Source organism: Sphingomonas sp. S1-29 (assembly GCF_026167545.1).
Classification (GTDB): domain Bacteria; phylum Pseudomonadota; class Alphaproteobacteria; order Sphingomonadales; family Sphingomonadaceae; genus Sphingomonas.
Map to the genome: position 1 here is coordinate 2,849,287 of NZ_CP110678.1, position 18,449 is coordinate 2,867,735.

Sequence of the window (18,449 nt, forward strand, 5' to 3'; positions counted from 1 at the left end):
AGCGAGGGGCCGATGTCCTATCGTTTTCCAAAATGCCGAGTGGGCGATCGCGATCGCGAACGCGGCCGACGTCCAGAACGAAGCGCGCTTCACCTTGGCGATGCCCGAAGGCGCGGTAGCGTCGCGCCCGCGCGGGTTGTTCGTCGGGCGGTATCAGACCGCGGCAAGATTGCGCTCGGCGTCCTGGCGATCTTCACTACGCTCGTCGTGCTCGCTGGCCTGCTGTCGCGCGGCATTGCGCGTCCGATCCGCGCGCTCGCCGCCGCAAGCCAGGACGTAGCCCGGGGCGGCCCGCGCATGCCGGAAGCGCCCGCGACCGCAGCGATCAAGATCCGCGAACTGTACGCGAACTCGCGGTGATGGCCGAGCGCATCGACCAGCGGACGCGCTACCTGCGCGACTTCGCCACAGCGATGAGCCCTGAGTTCAAGACGCCGCTTACCGGCATCCGTGGCGCGATCGAGTTGCCGCGCGACCACGATGCCGACATGCCATCCGATGAGCGTCGCCACTTCCTCGACAACGCCAACGGCGACGCCGAGCGGCTGTCCTGGCTGGTGCAGCGCCTGCTCGATTTTGCGCGCCAACCTGTCGAGCTTCGACGAGGACGCGCGGTGTGACATCGTGGCGGTGGTGTGCCGGCTGGCGAAGTAGGTCGATCACTCACGCGTCCAGCTGTCGACTGGCGCCTATGCGATCTTCGCACATATCGCGGACGAGACGCGGATGACAGTCCTGTCGACGATGTTCGAAAACAGCCGGCAGGCAGGCGCGAGCGAAGTCACGGTCGACAGCACCCCACGCGCGGCATGAGCGAACATTCAAATTCGCGACGACGGATCGGGCATCGCTGAGGCTGATTGCGCGCGGGTGTTCGAGATTATCGTTCCGCTGGCTTGAGGCCAAAACCTTAGGTGGGCTGTCACCTAGATGCCGGGAACTATGCGGGCCAAGCCGCGGTGTAGAGGGGCGTTTTGTCGTCACCACCACGCAAGTAATCGCAGCGCCTTTACGGTGGCCGGCCGCGACGCCGTCATGCAAGGCGCCTGACCGGGCGGGCAACCACCCTTGAGATGCCGCTAAATATTCGCTTCGCGCCGTATGAACAGATGTCCGCAGTCGCGGCTAAAATGCGTCCCGGAACGGCGGCTTCTGGGTCAAGCCGATCCGATCAAATTCTGTTCGCTTTGACAGTTCCAGAGTATCTTCGAAATCGAGGCCCAGATAGCGGACGGGGCTCTCGATCTTGGTATGGCTAGCGGGATTTGACCGTGCAAAGATTTCCCGTTGCTTGTAGATGATCGACGCCTTGGTCCGCCGACGGGATTGGGTACCGTATGGGAAAAGTACACTGGGCCGTTCGCATCTCTGGTCTTCACTATATCGGTGAATGAACGGTCGAGATCGAGAACGCCGGATCGCTAGCCGGATGTCTGAAAGTGGGTCATCTTGGCAATGACGTACGCGCTTTTTGCATCAGCGCTGGACTGACGGCACCCCGGGCTTCGGCGGTAGCTGACACGATAGCGGGAGCGCCGACCGTTTCGCCGATCAACAGCAGCGACGGATCATCGCCGCTGATCGTTTCGACCAGGAACGCCAGCGCCGATAGCGGCCCGCGCAGGATGCGTTCGTCGGGCAGCGATACGTTGACCGCGACCAGCACCGGGGTGTCGGGTGCGCGCCCCGCCGCGATCAGCCGGCGCGCTACTTCGCCGGCGGCGGCAGCGCCCATATACACCGCAAGCGTCGCTTCGGGGGCGGCGAGTGCCTTCCAGTCGAGGTCGAGCGGTTCGCCTGCGCGGGCGTGGGCGGTGACGAAGGTCAGTTTGCGTGCCATCCCCCGCAGCGTCAGCGATATGCCCGCCGATGCGGCGGCGGCGCTGGCGGTGGTGATGCCGGGGCAGATCCGCACCGTGACGCCGCGTTCGGCGAGATGGTGGATCTCTTCGGTCGAACGCCCGAAGATCGACGGGTCGCCGCCCTTCAGCCGCACCACGCGCTTGCCCGCGAGCGCGGCGGCGGCGAGCAGGTCGTTGATCGATTGCTGGTCCTTCGAATGACGGCCCGATCGCTTGCCGACATATACGCGCGCGGTCGCGGGTGGAATCAGCGCGAGCACGCCGGGGCCGACCAGCGCGTCGTGGAAGACGATGTCGGCAGCCGCGATCAGCCGTTCGGCCTTGCGCGTCAGCAGTTCGGGATCGCCGGGGCCGGCACCGACCAGCCAGACCGATCCGGGGGCGAAATCATGCGGCATGGTGCGATCCTTCCGAAGCCAGAAGGCGGGCAAGCGCCGGGCGGCACGACCCGCAATTGGTGCCCGCGCCCAGTGCCGCGCCGATCGCGGCGACATCGACCAGCCGCGCCTGTGCGATCGCGTGCAGGATCGTCTGCAGCCCGACATCGTAACAGGCGCAGACGATCGGCCCGCGATCGATTTGCTCGCCCGGCGCGCGGCCCGCGAGCAGGTGCGGCGCGACGACCGCCTCGCGCAGTTGATCGACCAGCCAATCGCGCGGGGGCAGGGTGCCGTCGCGGGTGATGAACAACGCGGCTGCCAGCCGACCGTCGTTCAGGATGGCGATCCGCCGCGATCCCTTGGCGGCATCGGCGGCTTCGATCCGCTGGCCATGCGGCAACAGCCGGTCGAGCGCGGCGGCGTCGCCGTCGCCCGCCAGATCCCAGGCGGTGCCGCTGGGGACCGCGATCCGCGTTGCCCATAGGCAGTCGGGGCGCGCGGCGAGTTCGTCGCGGACGATCAGGAAACCGCGCCAGGCGCAGGCCACCGCCTCGATCCGCGCGGGGGTCGATTTGAACCCCGGCTGGCCCGAAAACGGATCGGCGAGCGCGCGTGCCAGCAGCCCGGTGCGCCCGCCGCTTGCCTGCTGATCGGTCCAGTGGATCGGCACGAAGACTTCGCCCGCGCGCTGGGTGGCGACGATGCTGGCGCGGTACAGGCTGTCGCCTTGCGGTGTCGCTACCCGGACCAGGCCGCCCTCGGCGATGCCAGCGCCGCGCGCGTCGTCGGGGTGGATCTCGGCCATCGGCTGTTCGCGGTGGCGCGCGAGCTTCGGGCTGAGCCCGGTGCGAGTCATCGTATGCCATTGGTCGCGGTAGCGGCCGGTGTTGAGCGTCAGCGGCCAATCGGCCAGCGGCGCGGCGATCGGCTTTTGCACGACCGGCACCAGCCGCGCGCGCCGGTCTGGGGTCGAGAAGCGGCCGTCGGCAAACGGCGTGCCGCCCCAGCGAAACGGCGTCATCGCGTCATATTCGGCATTGCCGCCCCCCGATCGGCCGGGCAGCGCGAACAGCCGTTCGCTGTCATTTTCATAGGTCGACAGCCGGCAATGCTCGCGCCAGATGTCGGCCGGGCGATCATAGGCGAAGGCGGTGCGCCACCCCATCCGCCGCGCGACCTGGGTGACGATCCACCAATCGGGCCTGGCGTCGCCTGGCGCGGGCAGGAAGGCGCGCTGGCGGCTGATCGTCCGGTCCGAATTGGTGACGGTGCCGTCCTTTTCGCCCCAGGCGGTGGCGGGCAGGCGGACATGCGCGTGGCGCGAGGTATCGGTCTGCGCGACCACGTCGGAGACGACGACGAACGGGCACGCCGCCAGCGCCGCGCGCACCCGGCCGGCGTCGGGCATCGACACCGCGGGGTTGGTCGCCATCACCCACAGCGCCTTGATCCGTCCTTCGCCCACCGCCCGGAACAGATCGACCGCCTTCAGCCCCGGCTTGGTCGCCATATTGGGCGCGGCCCAGAACCGTCCGACGCGCGCGACGTTTTCGGGGGCGAAATCCATATGCGCGGCGAGGCTGGAGGCCAGCCCGCCGACCTCGCGCCCGCCCATCGCATTGGGCTGGCCGGTGATCGAGAAAGGCGCGGCGCCGGGCTTGCCGATGCGCCCGGTGGCGAGGTGAAGGTTGGTGATCGCGTTGACCTGATCGGTGCCCGACAGCGACTGGTTCACCCCCTGGCTGAACATCGTCACGGTGCGCGGCGTCGCGGCGAACCATTCAAAAAAGCGCCTGAGGTCTTGCGGCGGCACATCGCAGATGCGCGCCACCGACCACAGGTCGCTTCCCTCTCCAACTCGGTCCCAGAAATCCTTGGGCGTCGCGACATGCGCCGCCAGATACGCGTCGTCGACTACGCCCGCCTCGCGGCACCACGCGAGCAGCCCGTTCATCAGCGCGACGTCGGTGCCCGGACGGATCGCCAGATGCAGATCGGCTTCGCCTGCGGTTTCGGTGCGGCGCGGATCGATCACCACGAGCTTGGCCCCCGCCTCGCAGCGCGCGCGGATGCGCTGGTAGACGATCGGGTGGCACCAGGCGGTGTTCGATCCGACCAGCACGATCAGGTCGGTGGCGTCGAGATCGGCATAGCTTGCGGGTACGACATCCTCGCCGAAAGCGCGCATGTGGCCCGCGACCGCGCTGGCCATGCACAGCCGCGAATTGGTGTCGATATTGGCCGAGCCGATAAAGCCCTTCATCAGCTTGTTGGCGACGTAATAATCCTCGGTCAGCAACTGACCCGAGACGTAGAAGGCCACGCTGCCCGCCCCATGCTGCGCGATCGTGTCGCGGAAGCGTTTGGCGACCAGGTCGAGCGCCTTGTCCCAGGTCGCGCGGCGCTTGCCGATCCTCGGGTGGAGCAGCCGCCCTTCAAGCCCGATCGTCTCGCCCAGATGCGTGCCCTTGGAGCAGAGCCTGCCGGCATTGGCGGGATGATCGGGATCGCCCGCGATCGTCGCGCTGCGCTCGCCGGTCGGGGTGGCGAGGATGCCGCAGCCGACGCCGCAATAGGCGCAGGTGGTGCGGATGCTCAAAGCCCTCTCCCCTCCGGGGAGAGGGTTGGGAGAGGGGCAGTGCGGAGGCGCCGCGGCTCCAGCCCCTCTCCCGGGAGGGGAGAGGGAGAAGACGAACGCGCCCTCACGCCGCCGCCTGCATCGTGCTTGCCCGGCAGATCAGCACCCGCCCGCCGCTCAGCTTCACCGGGATCACCGGTGTACACCCCTTGTCCTCACCCAGCGCTTCGCCGGTCGCCAGCGCGATCCGCCAATTGTGGAGCGGGCAGGCGACCGCGCCGCCATGGACGATCCCCTGGCTCAGCCGCCCGCCCTTGTGCGGGCAGCGATCGGCCAGCGCGAAGACGCGGCCGTCGCCGGTGCGAAAGACCGCGATGTCGTCGCCGCCTTCGACCTGCACCGTGCGGCTGCCGCGCACGGGGATTTCATCGGCCCAGCCGATGTCGAGCCATTCACCGGTCAACATGGTCGATCCTCCTGAAATCCGTTCGCTTCGAGCGAAGTCGAGAAGCGCTGGCGGGGTGGTGGCGGCTCAAAGCGTGTCTCGACTTCGCTCGACACGAACGGGGGAGCGGCGGTCATGCCGGCACCGCATGCGGGGTGAAGCGCGCCATCGGCGCATGCTGTTCGCGTTCGGCCCCCGCCGCGCGCGCTGCCCAGGGGTCGTCCTGCAAGAACTGCTGCGCGACGTGGAACCGCCCCGCCAGTGCATCACGTCCCTCGGCGTCGTCGGCGATCCGCGCGCGGATATAGTCGACGCCGACGCGCTCGATCCACGGCGCGGTGCGCTCGAGATAGCGCGCTTCCTCGCGGTATAATTGGATGAAGGCCGCGCAATAATGCATCGCCTCAGCCTCGGTCGCCACCTTGCACAGGAAATCGGTGGCGCGCACCTTGATCCCGCCATTGCCGCCGACCGACAGCTCATAGCCGCTGTCGACGCACACCACGCCGAAATCCTTGATCGTCGCCTCGGCGCAATTGCGCGGGCAGCCCGACACCGCGATCTTGAACTTGTGCGGCATCCACGAGCCCCAGGTCATCCGCTCGATCTTGACGCCAAGCCCGGTCGAATCCTGCGTGCCGAAGCGGCACCATTCGGACCCGACACAGGTCTTCACCGTGCGCAGCGACTTGCCATAGGCATGGCCGCTGACCATTCCGGCGGCGTTGAGATCGGCCCAGACCGCGGGCAGATCCTCCTTCTTGATCCCGAATATATCGAGCCGCTGACCGCCGGTCACCTTGACCATCGGCGCATCATATTTCTCGACGACATCGGCGATCGCGCGCAACTCGCGCGGGGTGGTCAGCCCGCCCCACATGCGCGGGACGACCGAATAGGTGCCGTCCTTCTGGATGTTGGCGTGCATCCGTTCGTTGACGAAGCGGCTCTGCTGGTCGTCGACATATTCGCCCGGCAGCGCGCACAGCAGATAATAATTGAGCGCTGGGCGACACGACGAACAGCCATCGGGGGTCGCCCAGTGCAGCTTCTGCATCACCTCGGGGATCGAGCGCATCTGCTGGGCGACGATTTCGCGGCGGACATCGTCATGGCCGAAGCTGGTGCAGTTGCACATCGTCCTGGGGCCGGCTTCGACCGCGTCGCCCAGCGTGATCGCCAGCAGCGTCTCGACGATGCCGGTGCACGATCCGCACGATGCCGATGCCTTGCACCCCGCGCGCACCGCATCCAGGCTGTGCCCGCCGGCGTCGATACACGCGACGACCTGTCCCTTGGTCACGCCGTTGCAGCCGCAAATCTCCGCGGTATCGGAAAGCGCTGCAACGGCGGCCTTAGGGTCCGCGACGCCCCCTCCCGAGGCGAAGGCCTGGCCGAAAATCAGCATGTCGCGGATCGCGCCGATATCCTCGCCGCGCTTGAGCAGGTCGAAATACCAGCCGCCATCGCCGGTGTCGCCATATAGCACCGCGCCGACGATGCGGTCGTCCTTCACCACCACGCGCTTGTAGATGCCGCGTGAGGCGTCGCGCAGCACGATGTCTTCGGCACCGTCGGTGCCCGAGAAATCGCCTGCCGAGAAGACGTCGAGCCCGGCGACCTTGAGCTTGGTCGAGGTCACCGATCCGCGATAGCCGCTATGGCTGCCGACCAGCCCGTCGGCGAGCGCGCGGCACATGTCCCACAAAGGCGCGACCAGCCCATAGACCTGGCCGTCATGCTCGACGCATTCGCCCACCGCGAGGATCGCGGGGTCGCTGGTGACCATATGATCGTCGACCTGGATGCCGCGCCCCACCGCCAGCCCGGCGTCGCGCGCGAGTGCCACCGAGGGGCGGATGCCGACCGCCATCACCACCAGGCTGGCGGGAATCAGCGTGCCGTCCTTCAGCCGCACCCCCTCGACCGCTTCGGTGCCGACGATCTCGGCGGTGTTGGCCTGGGTCAGGATCGTCTGGCCGCGCGCTTCGAGCGCCGATTTGAGCAGCCAGCCCGCCGCCTCGTCGAGCTGGCGCTCCATCAGCGTCGGCATCAGATGGATCACCGTCACCTTCATGCCGCGCAATGTCAGCCCATGCGCCGCCTCTAGCCCAAGCAGTCCGCCGCCGATCACCACCGCATCGCCGCCCTTGCCTGCGGCGGCGAGCATATGATCGACATCGGCCATGTCGCGAAAGGTGATGACGCCGGGCAGGTCCTTGCCGGGGACGGGGATGATGAACGGGTCCGATCCGGTGGCGATCAACAGCCGGTCATAGCCGACCGTGCGCCCCGATTGTGCAGTCACGGTCCTCGCGGTGCGATCGATCGCCAGCACCGGATCGCTGGTGACCAGCTCGATCCCGTTGGCGGCGTACCATTGGCGATCGTTGATCACGATCTCGTCGAAGCTCTTTTCGCCCGCGAGCACCGGCGACAGCATGATGCGGTTGTAGTTCACATGCGGCTCGGCACCGAAGATCGTCACGCGGTAGCGGCTGGGATCGCGCGCGATCAGCTCCTCGATCGCACGGCAGCCCGCCATGCCGTTGCCGATCACGACCAGATGTTCGCGCTCAAGGGCGGCGGCGGGGTGCGACTGGTGGTGCATCGGATCGTCCAGCGGGAGGGGTAGGGGCGGGCGCATCAGATCCGCACCCCGGCAACGGTGGTCCAGCGCGCACGCCAGCGCGGCTTGACCAGCGTCAGTCCGGCAAGCGCGATCAGCGACAGCGCGGCGAAGATCAGGAAGCCCGGCTGGAAGCTGCCGGTCCATTGCTTGGCAAGGCCCAGCGACGAAGCGAGGTAGAAGCCGCCGACCCCGCCCGCCATGCCGACCAGCCCGGTCATCACCCCAATCTCGGCAGCGAAACGCTGCGGCACCAGCTGGAACACCGCGCCGTTGCCTGCGCCCAGTGCGAGCATCGCCAGCACGAACAACGCCAGCGCGGCATCGACCCGGCTGGCCGCGCCGACTCCCGCCAGCGCTACCGCGGCGACCGCGAACACCACCGACAGCGTCTTGACCCCGCCGATCCGGTCGGCGAGCGCGCCGCCCATCGGCCGCACCATCGATCCGGCGAACACGCAGCCCGCGGTGCAATAGCCCGCCAGCACGGTATCGAGCCCGAACCGGTCGGTGAAATAGATCGGCAGCGACGCCGCCAGCCCGACGAACCCGCCGAAGGTGACCGCGTAAAACCCCATCAGCGACCAGGCATCGGCTTGCTTGAGCGGTTCGAGATATTCGGACAGGCGCTTGGGGGCAGGGGCACCCGGCGCGTCCTTGGCCAGCGCCAGATAGACGATCAGCACCAGCGTCAGCGGGATGCAGGCGAGCCCGAGCACCGCGTTCCAGCCGAACATCTTGGCCAGCGTCGGCGCGAACAGGGCGGCGAGCACCGTCCCCGAATTGCCCATTCCGGCAAGCCCCATCGCTTTGCCCTGATGTTCGGGCGGGTACCAGCGGCTGGCGAGCGGCAGCGCGATCGCGAAGCTCGCCCCGGCAAAGCCCAGGATCACCCCGAGCGCCAGTGTGCCGGCAAAGCTGTTCACCCCCAGTGCCCAGGCGCTGAACAACCCGCCGATGACGATGATCTGGCCGATCGCCCCCGACCGCTTCGGCCCGATCCGGTCGACCAGCAGCCCGTTGACGACGCGGAGCGCCGCGCCGGCGAGCGTCGGCACCGCGACCATGAGCCCCTTTTGCGCGGGCGTCAGCGCCAGCGCCAGGGCGATGTCGGGGGCGAGCGGGCCGAGCAGCACCCACACCATGAACGCGAAATCGAAATACAGGAACGCTGCGATCAGCGTCGGCTTGTGGCCGCTGTCCCAAAAGCCGCGAGTCGGTTCGCTCGGTTCGTCATGCCAGAAGGTCGTTGCCATGGTCGTGCCCCCATCTGCGATGGACAAAGAAAAAGCCGCCCCGACGGCGACCTTGCGGGCGCATCGGGGCGGCTTCGTTGCCTGTGGACGACCATCCGGCCATCCGACGCGGTTCGGTCCCCTCGTTGGAACCTTGCGCGGTTATCTCGTGCCGGACTTCCTTGTCCGACGCGGGGAAGATGACCGATTCGCAGGCGCGACGCAAGCGTCGTTTCGCAATCGCAGCATGATCAGGGCAATGCCTTCAGATAGCCCGGAATATCGTCGGGATCGAAGGCGCGGTGATCGAAGAACGGGTCGCGCCCCAGGATCAGCCGCCCCTGCGTCGACCCCGCCGCGACTCCGGTGCCGCCGATCGCGCCTTCGATCTTCGAGCTGGCCCCGGGCAGCGGTGCGCCCGATCCGGCGAGCGCGGCGCGATAGACATCGGGCCGGAACACGCCTTGCGCGGTCTCCGCCTCCGCCGCCGAAAACGGCGTGCCGTCCCATCGGGTCATTTGCGAATAGAGCCACGCCGCCTGGCTGCGCCACGGGAAGTTCGCCGCCTCGCGATATTGGAACATGAAATCGGGGACGTGGACCGGCTCGGCCCCCTGCACCAGTCGAACCCGATCGCCGATCGCGCGCGCGATCGGGTCGACCGGCGCTGCGAGATATTCGGGGCGCGCAAGGATCGCGGCGCTTTCGGCCTGGCTGTCGGCATCGACGAAGTGCGCGGCGGCGGCGTGCAGCGCGCGGATCAGCCGCGCGACGGTGTCGCCGCGCTGCGCCAGCGTGTCGGCGGTCATCGCTAGCACCTTCTCCACCCCGCGCCGCCAGATCTGCGCGGTGACCAGCGCGATCCGCCCGACTCCCCGATCGACCGCCACGCTGTTCCACGGTTCGCCGACACAGATGCCGTCGATCTCGCCCGCCGCCAGTGCGTCGGCGGCGAAGCTGGGGCTGATCGTCACGATCTCGATATCGACATCGGGCCGGATACCGACCGCCGCGAGCCAATAGCGCAGCATATAATTATGGCTCGAATAGCGATGCACCACGCCGAAGCGCAGCCGCTCGCCCGCAGCGGCGCGCGCCAGCGCGAGCGTCTTGAGCCGCGCGCCGAGCACCACCGGATCGCCGAGCGAATCCCCATCGAGCACTTGGTCGGCGAGCGGCAGCGCCAGCGTGATCGCATTGCCGTTGAGCCCCAACACGAACGGCACCGCCATCGCCACCGCCGGCCGCCCGCGCCCCAGCGCGGTCGCCAGCGCAAGCGGCGCGACCATGTGCGCGGCATCGGTATGCCCGTACAGCAGCCGGTCGCGTACCGTCGCCCAACTCATGTCGCGCACCAGCTCGATCTCGATCCCCTCGGCCTTGGCGAACCCTTGCTCGCGCGCGAGGATCGGCAGCGCGGCATCGACCAGTGGCAGGAAGCCGATTCGAACCCGGTCGAGCGCCATCACATATCCCCCATCAACGCGTCGCTGGTGATGATCGCGTCGGCGATCTCGGCGATCCGGCGGTTCGATCGCATCGCCTGCGCGCGCAGCAAGCCATAGGCCGCGGGCTCGTCGATGCCGCGCCGTTTCATCAGGATCGCCTTGGCACGATCGATCGTGGTGCGATCGGCGAGCGCGCTCCTGGCTTCGTGCAACTCGGCCTGGAGCCGCGCAAATGCCTGGAAGCGACGGATCGCCAGGTCGAGCACGGGCTTGATCCGCTGCTTGGCCAGCCCGTCGACGATATAGGCCGACACCCCGGCATCGACCGCGGCGGCGGTCGATTCGGCATCGCTTTGATCGACGAACATCGCGATCGGCCGGTCTAGCGCGCGCGACACCGCGAAAAATTCCTCGAGCACGTCGCGGCTAGGGTTTTCGAGGTTGATCAACACCACTTCGGGCGCCGCCGCCTCGAGCTGCGCCACCAGCCGCCCGCCGCTGTCGATGATCACCAGATCGTCGAGCCCCGCCTCGCGCAGGCCATCCGAGATGATCGCGGCGCGCGTGGTGCTGGTGTCGATGATCGCGATCCGCATCGGTCCATTATGCGGGGTTAGGCGGGGATGCCAACGGCTTCGTAGGGAGGAGGCAATCGGGTCGTTCCGGAAGTCTCCCCTAAAGCTGTACCAAGGCGGGCGCCGTGACCGCCATGCCCGACAAAGATTGGGCTTTGCGGACCGTCCGCGACGATCCTGGATATAATTCTTTCAGCCTGATTGATCGGCTTCGGCGGGAAACCCTGTCGTGGCGCCGAATAAGTAGCCCGGCAGCGCGCGAGCGGGCAATCACCGTGGCGGAAATCAATATGCCTGCCCGTTCGCGAACGGCCAGATTACCAGGACCATGAACCTGTGGGCGGCCTAGGGAGGCTGCGATGGCATCGTGAAGGTCGGTATATGGCTCGGCACGGACACGCGTCGTCGGGAAAGGCTGTCTGCCTGAGTTGAAGCCAAACCCATCATCGAGTTGACCTTGGGCATGCTGCGCGTCGGCCGGCGACTCCGAACATGTGCTTGGCCGTACTGGCATGCTACAGCACCGATATGGCAAACTTCCGAAGCAATGCCGGCATCGTCGATGTCGATGGCGTCCCATATGACTGGCGTCTTCAGCGCGAACCGTATCCGTTGGATGACGGGGGTTGGAAGGGAATGACGGTTTCGCTTTTCCAGCAAGATGCCAAGCGCGAAGCATTGCTGGAATTCCCGCCGCCCAAGCGGTTATTGAAGGGGTTGCCGCGCGGTAGACTCCAGCTTGATGACGCAACGATTTCACGGTGCGTGCGCGCCGCTTTGTCAGCCGGCTGGGAGCCGATGTCGCGCGGCAAGCCGGTGGTGTTCACGGTGGACGCCGAAGGTAATTGATGCCCTGATGCGGACCGCCATCGACGTCGGCACCGCTACGCTGAAGGCTGACTGCAGACCACACGGCCCAAGTCGAGAAGCGGCCCTGCGCCCTTTGAGCGCGCGCTGCCGGGCTATTTGGGTGATTGCGCGATCGACTAGGTGGAAAGCCAGCTGAAGGCTTGTCGGCTTGTGGAAAGCGCAGCTATTTCGAATGGCGCGAGGGGGGATCGGCCAATGTGGACGCTGGCTTTAGCAAATCTGGCGATGTTAGCGGCTCCCGCACAATCGGCAGTGACTATCACCAAGGACGTCACCAACCGCAGCATAAAAAGCGATGCTCGCCCACTGCCGGTCCACATCGGCGGTCGCGTTGCTATGGCGCCGTTGGCGGCGCCCGCGCCGAAAGGCGCACGCGCCTATGTTCACCAATGGCCGGCAGTATATTGGGAAGCGGCCTTCATTGGCGACCGGCTGATCTTGAAATTTGACGACGACAAGAACGAGTACCGGCTCACGATTGATCATGTGGCAGCCATACCCATACCGCAACCGGGCCGGGCTGCGGTGGTGGTTACCGGACTGCGGCCGGGTCGGCACAGAGCGCGTCTCGACAAGGTAACGGAGAGCGTCGAGGTCGCACGCGCCTTCAACGGCTTTTTCGTTCCGCGGGGTGAAGCGGTGTTGCCGGCGCCTCGGGCGCGATCACGACAGATCGAGTTTATCGGAGACTCGGGCATGACCGGCTACGGCATCCGCTCCGATACGCCTACCTGTACCAAGGAGGAGGTGCGGCTGCGCACGGACAGTGGGGCGGCCTGGCCCTCGCTGGTCGCTCATTCGATCAACGCAGATTATCAGATCAACGCCGTCTCTGGGATCGGTCTCGTGCGCAATTACGGTGGTACCGCACCAGAGCGCGTAATGTCCGCCCTCTACCCGCGAACGCTGCCCGACGGGACTGCGGTGTGGCAGAACCAATCGTGGCAACCACAAGTGGTGGTTGTGCTGCTGTTCAATGATTTCACCACGCCAATTCAGCCGGGCGAACGCTGGCTGGATCAAACCGCGCTCGCCGACGACTACGTGCGCGCGTACCAGCAATTTATTGCCACAATCCACGAGAGGTCACCTGGTGCAGCGCTCTTGCTGCCGTGGCCCAACCTGGCCAAGGGCAACGATCCGGCTATGCAGCGGTTCAGCTCTACGGCTCAGGCTGCTATTCGTGCTGCGGCCGTCAAGGCAGGCGTTCCCCGTATCGAGTTCCCCTCGCTGCCCGATTTCACGCCGGAGAACAGCGCGTGCGACTACCATGGCAGCCGTAGCGACCATCAGAACCTGGCGGGTTGGATGATTGCGTGGATCAAGGCGCAGCCTGAATTGTGGAGCGGGCGCCGGAACGGCTGATGACGCTTGCCGCAAACGCAGCTCGCTCGCTCCTGCACCTGAGCAGCCCTTCACTCCTCGCGCCAAATTCTCGTTTCAGAATCCTTCCTTAGGAAAGCGGAGAGCGCACATCGCGATCGCAACGCGCGGTGGCGATGCCGCATGGGAACACACGGCTGAGAATGCTCCGCATCCGGGGGGCGTTTTCGCATCGACCTTTCGCCTCGGCACGGCAGTTGCCGGGCTTTCAGGGAAAATCGACCGCAAAGCTCTTTCTTCGCACAAGCACTCAAGCGGCAAACTTCTGATCTACAGTAAAACTACTATACCGTACTAATACTAGATCAATTACGGCGAGCGAGATTATGAAAGGTCGCAGTGTTCAACAATTAACTTGAGATTATTCATCGCGAGACACAATGCATAAACTTAAATGATCCATAAGTGGCAAGCCAGCAAAAGGAGGCTATCTGTTTCGGATGCCAGCTTGAACGTGGCAATAAGTGACGATGCTTCGACTAGTTCGTCTGTTGCGTCTGTCTAGTCAAAAGGATCGCAAAGTGAATATTGTAAAACTTATCAACCTGCGCACCGCGGGGGCGACTGCCCTGGCCGGCGCAGCGATCTTCGCACAACCGGCGATGGCGCAGACCGCTGGCTCGAACCTCGGTGCTTCGGCCGAAGTAACCGCCAATTGCGCGGTCACCTCGACGGCTATCGACTTCGGCAATGTCGACGTAACCACCGGCGCGGCGGTGCTCGGAACGGGTGGTATATCGGTCGTCTGCACCAACGGTACTGCGTGGGCGGCGTCGGCCGATGTCGGTACCGGCGCGGCCGCTACGCTTGCGGTCCGTCAACTGTCCGATGGCGCCAACACGTTGAACTATGCGCTCTTCACCGAGGCAACCCGTACCACGATCTGGGGAGATGGCACCACCACGACGTCGACGATCGACGACATCGGCACCGGAGTCGCGCAGGACAAGATTATTTATGGCAGCATCGCCGCAGCGCAAACCGGAGCCGTGGCAGGTAGCTATGCCGACACGGTCGCCGTGACCGTCACGTATTGATTTCCAAGCCGGTGATAGCACGAAGTGTACATCAAGGGACTGGTCGCCGCTTGGCGGCCAGTCTGTTGGCGGTCTCGATCGTCGTTCCGGCGGTGGCCGGTTCGTTCCAAGTCAATCCAGTTCAGATCGTTCTTCAGCCGGGTAAGACGATCACATCGGTGACGATCCGCAATTCGGAGCGTGAGAAGGTTGCGGTGCAGGTGCTCACGTACCGCTGGACGCAGGTGGGGGGCGATGACGTTTACACGCCTACGGAAGACCTGATCGTTTCGCCGCCAATCTTCGCGATTCCGGCGAGCGGCAAGCAGCTGGTTCGCGTGGGGTTGCGGCGTCGCATGCCGGGCGCCGCCTATCGCGTGATCTTCGAGGAAATCCCGCGTCCGGCGAAAGAGAACGTCATTCAGGTCGCGCTACGGCTGAACCTACCTTTGTATGTGTTGGCGGCACGGGAGGGGGTACCGATTTTACGCTGGAGCGCGACGCGGGACGCTGCGGGGGACCTCATCCTCGAAGCGCGCAACGACGGTACCCGTCATGCCCAGATCACAGCCATCGCGCTGGTCGATCCCGCGGGGCGCAAGACCATGCTTACGACAGCCATGGGCGTGGTCCTGCCCGCCAGCATGCGTCGTTGGAAGATCGGCCGGCATCCAGAGCTGGCGGCGGGGGCCGATCTTCAACTCAGTGTTCGGAGTTCAAGTGGCGAAGATAGGATCATGGCCAAACTGGCGAATCGCTAGCCTGGCGGTGGCCGGATTTTGGTCGGTCAGCGGTGCCGGTGCTGCCGCCGTCACCACTGCCGTATTGCCGACCGGGGAGACGATTGTTGCCAGCCAACTCGAACTCTTTGGCGTGACGCTGAACGGTATCGATCAGGGCGAGCCCTTGTGGGTCCTGCGCAATGCCGCCGGGGAGATATTTCTGCCGCAATCGGCTTTCGAAGCATGGCGGCTAAACCCGGCTACGGCGGCCACGGTACAGTTCGAAGGCGGGGTCTATCGCGCGATCAACGAGGTACCGGGGGTAACGGTCGAGGTCAAAGCGGGCGACCAGACGCTCCACTTGACGGTGGCCGCCACCAGCTTCGATGCAGCGCGTATCGGGCTGTCGGCCAATGATCCGGGGCCGATGACGGCAAGCGGCTTCGGTGGGTTTTTGAACTATGAGCTGGTGGGCCAAATTGCCGACGGCCGCACCGACGCCAACGGCCTGTTCGAACTCGGCATATTTTCGGCTTCAGGGACAGGCTCGACCACCGTGATCGGTCGCGCCGAGGGCAGGCCGAACTTCGTTCGGCTCGAGAGCAATTGGACCATCGACGATCCTGAAAACCGGCGCTCGCTGCGTTTCGGCGACAGCATAAGTCACGGCGGGGTAGGGGCGTCACCCTTGCGCTTTGGCGGCTTCCAACTCGCCACCAATTTCTCGACGCAACCAGGCTTCGTCTCGATGGCGCTGCCAACCATGAGCGGCAGTGCGGCCCTGCCTTCGATCGTCGACGTCTATGTCAACGACCTGTTGCAAACCAGCCGAGCAATCAGTCCCGGTCCGTTCGAATTTACCAGCATGCCCGTGATCGCGGGCAGTGGCGATATCCGTCTGGTCGTCCGCGACGCGCTTGGGCGCAACACCGTCATTACCCAGTCCTATTATGCGGCACCGCACCTGCTGGGGCAGGGTGTTCACGATTATTCCTATGAACTCGGCCTGCTTCGCGAAGGCTTCGCGGTCGAAAGCAACCATTATGGTTCGGCGATGCTTTCAGGCACGCATCGCTATGGTGCCACCGACACGACAACGCTTCAGGCGCATGTCGAGGCCACGCAGCGTGTCCAGGCGGGCAGCGTCGGGGTCGACCTGCTATGGCCCGGTATCGGTGTTTTCTCGGCAGCTGCGGCTGCAAGTCGGTCGAACGCCGCAACCGGCGGACTGCTTGCGATCGGGTTTGAACGGCGGACCCCCTTCATGTCGCTCGGCGCAACGGGCGAAATCACCACCTCGGGATACGCGCCGATCGGTGCGATCGCTGACCGGTCCCACGCTGGCGCCAACGCGCGGCTATTTGTTAGCGCCCCAACCGGCTTCGGATCGGTCGCTGCTTCCTTGTTGGCGCGCCGGCGCTCGGGCTTGCCCGATGTCGCGTTCCTAAACGCCAGCGCTTCGGTGCGACTGGCGAACCTTGGGTCGCTTAATCTCAGCGGGCGGCAAAGCTTAACGGCGCCGCGGGACATCGCGGTCCAGGCATTTCTCACGATCCCGCTTGGACAACGTACGAGCGCGAGCGCGGCGATACAGCTGGCGCAGGGGGACATGGGCGCTACCGCGAACCTTCAACGCAACCTCCCCGCGGGCAACGGAATCGGCTATCAGCTGTCGGCCACCACCGGGGCGTTCGATCGCTTTAGCGGCGCGCTGATGCTGCAAAGCGATATCGGCAATCTCGACGGCGAGGTGACTTGGAGCGATCGTAGAACGGGGGTGCGGCTGAGCCTATCCGGCTCGATCGCCGCGGTCGACGGCCAAGTTTTTGCATCGCGCAAAATCCGACAGAGCTTCGCCGCGGTTCACGTAGGAAAATATCCGGGCGTTCGTGTGTATGCCGATAACCAGTTGATTGGCCGGACCAACCGGGCAGGCGTCGTCATCGTGCCTCGGCTTCGTCCCTTCGAACCCAACCGTTTATCGATCAACGTCGAGGACCTTCCGCTCGACGCCATCGTGGCCGGGGGCGAGCAGCAGATCCGTCCCTTCGATCGCAGCGGAGTAACGGTGCGCTTTGCTGCAACAGAATCGCGAGGCGGGATGCTCCGCATCGTCCTCGATGATGGCGCGCCGCTTCCAGCAGGCACTCCGATCCGCCTGAACGGGGCGGCGGAGGAGTTCGTCAGTGCGGCGGGCGGCGACCTCTATCTCACGGGCCTTCAATTGAGTAACATAGCCGTGGCGGATCTGGGGGAGGCGCAATGTAGCTTCGCTTTCCGGTTCGCGGCCAGCACCGAGGCCATACCGCAGCTTGGGCAGTTCACGTGCAGCGCGGCCGCCTCGTGATGATCGCTCGTTCCAACCGGCATGGGTGGCTCGCCTTGCTCACCCTATGGGGTGCGACGCTAATGCCGTTGCCAGCCTTGGCGGCGAATTGCTCGGTAAGCAGCGAGAGCCTGAATTTCGGGCAATACGACCCCTTCAGCAGCGCTCCGTCCGACGCCGCTTCGACGATCACGGTCAGCTGCGACGCGGAAACAGCCTTTGAGATTGCAGTCACGCCCGGCGCCGGTTCCTATGCCGCGCGGACGATGACCCATGGGGACGACGTAATGGCCTATAATCTTTACATCGATCCCCAGCGCACCGCGGTTTGGGGGGATGGCACGGGCAGCACCAGTGCCGTCAGCGCGATCGCGTCCCGCGGCGATTTCACGATTTACGGCCGCGCGCCCGCGGGGCAGAATTTGCGGCCGGGGCTCTATACCGACACGCTTTCAATTACGGTGACCTATTAGGCATTCGTTCACGGCAGGTCCGAAGCCTTTGCCGGCGAAGCATCGGGCGGCACCGGTTCCGCGCAAAAAGCGTCCATCATGCGCAGTAGCGCTTCAATGCTCCGCGGCGAGCCACGAAGATTTCGCGCCAACTGCGCTACGATGGCGTTTTTGACGAAGCTGGAGGGGCCCGCATACCCCAAGGACCATGCACTGAAACGACGCTGGGGCACCATTTTTTGTTCGAGAATGCCGATGTCCGTGTGGCGGACGTCACGGCAAATACTTGCCATGATGTCTTCCACCCTGTGCTGCTCGCCCTCTAAAACCTGGGCGAACCTGCCCCCGGCCAGGATCAGGCAGCCGGTCACACCAACGTTGCGATTTCGGATGCGGCTGACATCGACAATCGCTTCGATCACCCCCTCGGCTTGCTCGGGGGCAATGACCGATCGGCTGGCATAGATAAGCCTAAATGTCGGCATCGCGCGCCCAAACTTGCGAACCGCTGCATCGGATATGTTCACG

General features: G+C 65.4%; 16 protein-coding genes. 8 read left to right on the forward strand and 8 right to left on the reverse strand.

What is annotated here, in order from left to right; genetic code table 11:
* Positions 1-12: 12 nt before the first annotated feature.
* Positions 13-360, forward strand: coding sequence for a hypothetical protein (locus OKW76_RS13585; protein WP_265549393.1), 348 nt, complete (start codon positions 13-15; stop codon positions 358-360).
* Positions 360-620, forward strand: coding sequence for a histidine kinase dimerization/phospho-acceptor domain-containing protein (locus tag OKW76_RS13590; RefSeq protein ID WP_265549394.1), 261 nt, complete (start codon positions 360-362; stop codon positions 618-620). Before OKW76_RS13585 ends, OKW76_RS13590 begins: the two co-directional genes overlap by 1 nt.
* 824 nt (positions 621-1,444) lie before the next feature.
* Here OKW76_RS13590 and cobA read toward each other — a convergent pair.
* The 7 genes from cobA to OKW76_RS13625 form a co-directional block, all read right to left on the reverse strand.
* On the reverse strand, positions 1,445-2,260 hold the full coding sequence (gene cobA, locus OKW76_RS13595) for a uroporphyrinogen-III C-methyltransferase (protein WP_265549395.1): 816 nt from the start codon (positions 2,258-2,260) through the stop codon (positions 1,445-1,447).
* Entirely contained in the window at positions 2,250-4,841 is a 2,592-nt protein-coding gene (locus OKW76_RS13600; protein ID WP_265549396.1) for a nitrate reductase, read from the reverse strand. Before OKW76_RS13600 ends, cobA begins: the two co-directional genes overlap by 11 nt.
* Before the next feature lie 103 nt (positions 4,842-4,944).
* Complete coding sequence (gene nirD / locus OKW76_RS13605) at positions 4,945-5,286, reverse strand: nitrite reductase small subunit NirD (RefSeq protein WP_265549397.1); 342 nt, start codon at positions 5,284-5,286, stop codon at positions 4,945-4,947.
* A 112-nt stretch (positions 5,287-5,398) separates the two neighbouring features.
* Entirely contained in the window at positions 5,399-7,876 is a 2,478-nt protein-coding gene (nirB, locus tag OKW76_RS13610; RefSeq protein ID WP_265552982.1) for a nitrite reductase large subunit NirB, read from the reverse strand.
* A gap of 35 nt (positions 7,877-7,911) precedes the next feature.
* Positions 7,912-9,150, reverse strand: a complete 1,239-nt coding sequence (locus tag OKW76_RS13615) for a nitrate/nitrite transporter (RefSeq protein ID WP_265549398.1) — start codon at positions 9,148-9,150, stop codon at positions 7,912-7,914.
* Between the two features lie 230 nt (positions 9,151-9,380).
* A complete protein-coding gene (locus OKW76_RS13620) occupies positions 9,381-10,595 on the reverse strand; it encodes a CmpA/NrtA family ABC transporter substrate-binding protein (RefSeq protein WP_265549399.1) in 1,215 nt (404 codons plus the stop codon).
* Positions 10,595-11,173 carry an ANTAR domain-containing response regulator gene (locus tag OKW76_RS13625; RefSeq protein WP_033923418.1) on the reverse strand — a complete coding sequence of 193 codons (579 nt, stop codon included), beginning with the start codon at positions 11,171-11,173 and terminating at the stop codon, positions 10,595-10,597. Before OKW76_RS13625 ends, OKW76_RS13620 begins: the two co-directional genes overlap by 1 nt.
* 507 nt (positions 11,174-11,680) lie before the next feature.
* On the opposite strand from OKW76_RS13625, the gene OKW76_RS13630 reads away from it, so the two are divergent.
* The 6 genes from OKW76_RS13630 to OKW76_RS13655 all read left to right on the forward strand — a co-directional run bounded on the left by OKW76_RS13630 (position 11,681) and on the right by OKW76_RS13655 (position 17,942).
* Positions 11,681-12,001 (forward strand): hypothetical protein, encoded by a 321-nt coding sequence (locus tag OKW76_RS13630; RefSeq protein WP_265549400.1) that lies wholly within the window; start codon positions 11,681-11,683, stop codon positions 11,999-12,001.
* Positions 12,002-12,217: 216 nt separating this feature from the next.
* Positions 12,218-13,387, forward strand: coding sequence for a GDSL-type esterase/lipase family protein (locus OKW76_RS13635; RefSeq protein ID WP_265549401.1), 1,170 nt, complete (start codon positions 12,218-12,220; stop codon positions 13,385-13,387).
* Between the two features lie 539 nt (positions 13,388-13,926).
* Positions 13,927-14,442, forward strand: a complete 516-nt coding sequence (locus tag OKW76_RS13640; RefSeq protein ID WP_265549402.1) for a spore coat U domain-containing protein — start codon at positions 13,927-13,929, stop codon at positions 14,440-14,442.
* 50 nt (positions 14,443-14,492) lie between these two features.
* Entirely contained in the window at positions 14,493-15,182 is a 690-nt protein-coding gene (locus tag OKW76_RS13645; protein ID WP_265549403.1) for a molecular chaperone, read from the forward strand.
* Between the two features lie 7 nt (positions 15,183-15,189).
* A complete protein-coding gene (locus OKW76_RS13650; protein WP_265549404.1) occupies positions 15,190-17,490 on the forward strand; it encodes a fimbria/pilus outer membrane usher protein in 2,301 nt (766 codons plus the stop codon).
* Positions 17,469-17,942, forward strand: coding sequence for a spore coat U domain-containing protein (locus OKW76_RS13655; RefSeq protein ID WP_265549405.1), 474 nt, complete (start codon positions 17,469-17,471; stop codon positions 17,940-17,942). The genes OKW76_RS13650 and OKW76_RS13655 overlap by 22 nt, the downstream gene beginning before the upstream one ends.
* Positions 17,943-17,950: 8 nt before the next feature.
* Here OKW76_RS13655 and OKW76_RS13660 read toward each other — a convergent pair whose 3' ends face one another.
* Complete coding sequence (locus OKW76_RS13660; protein ID WP_265549406.1) at positions 17,951-18,448, reverse strand: BLUF domain-containing protein; 498 nt, start codon at positions 18,446-18,448, stop codon at positions 17,951-17,953.
* Between the last annotated feature and the right edge of the window lies 1 nt (position 18,449).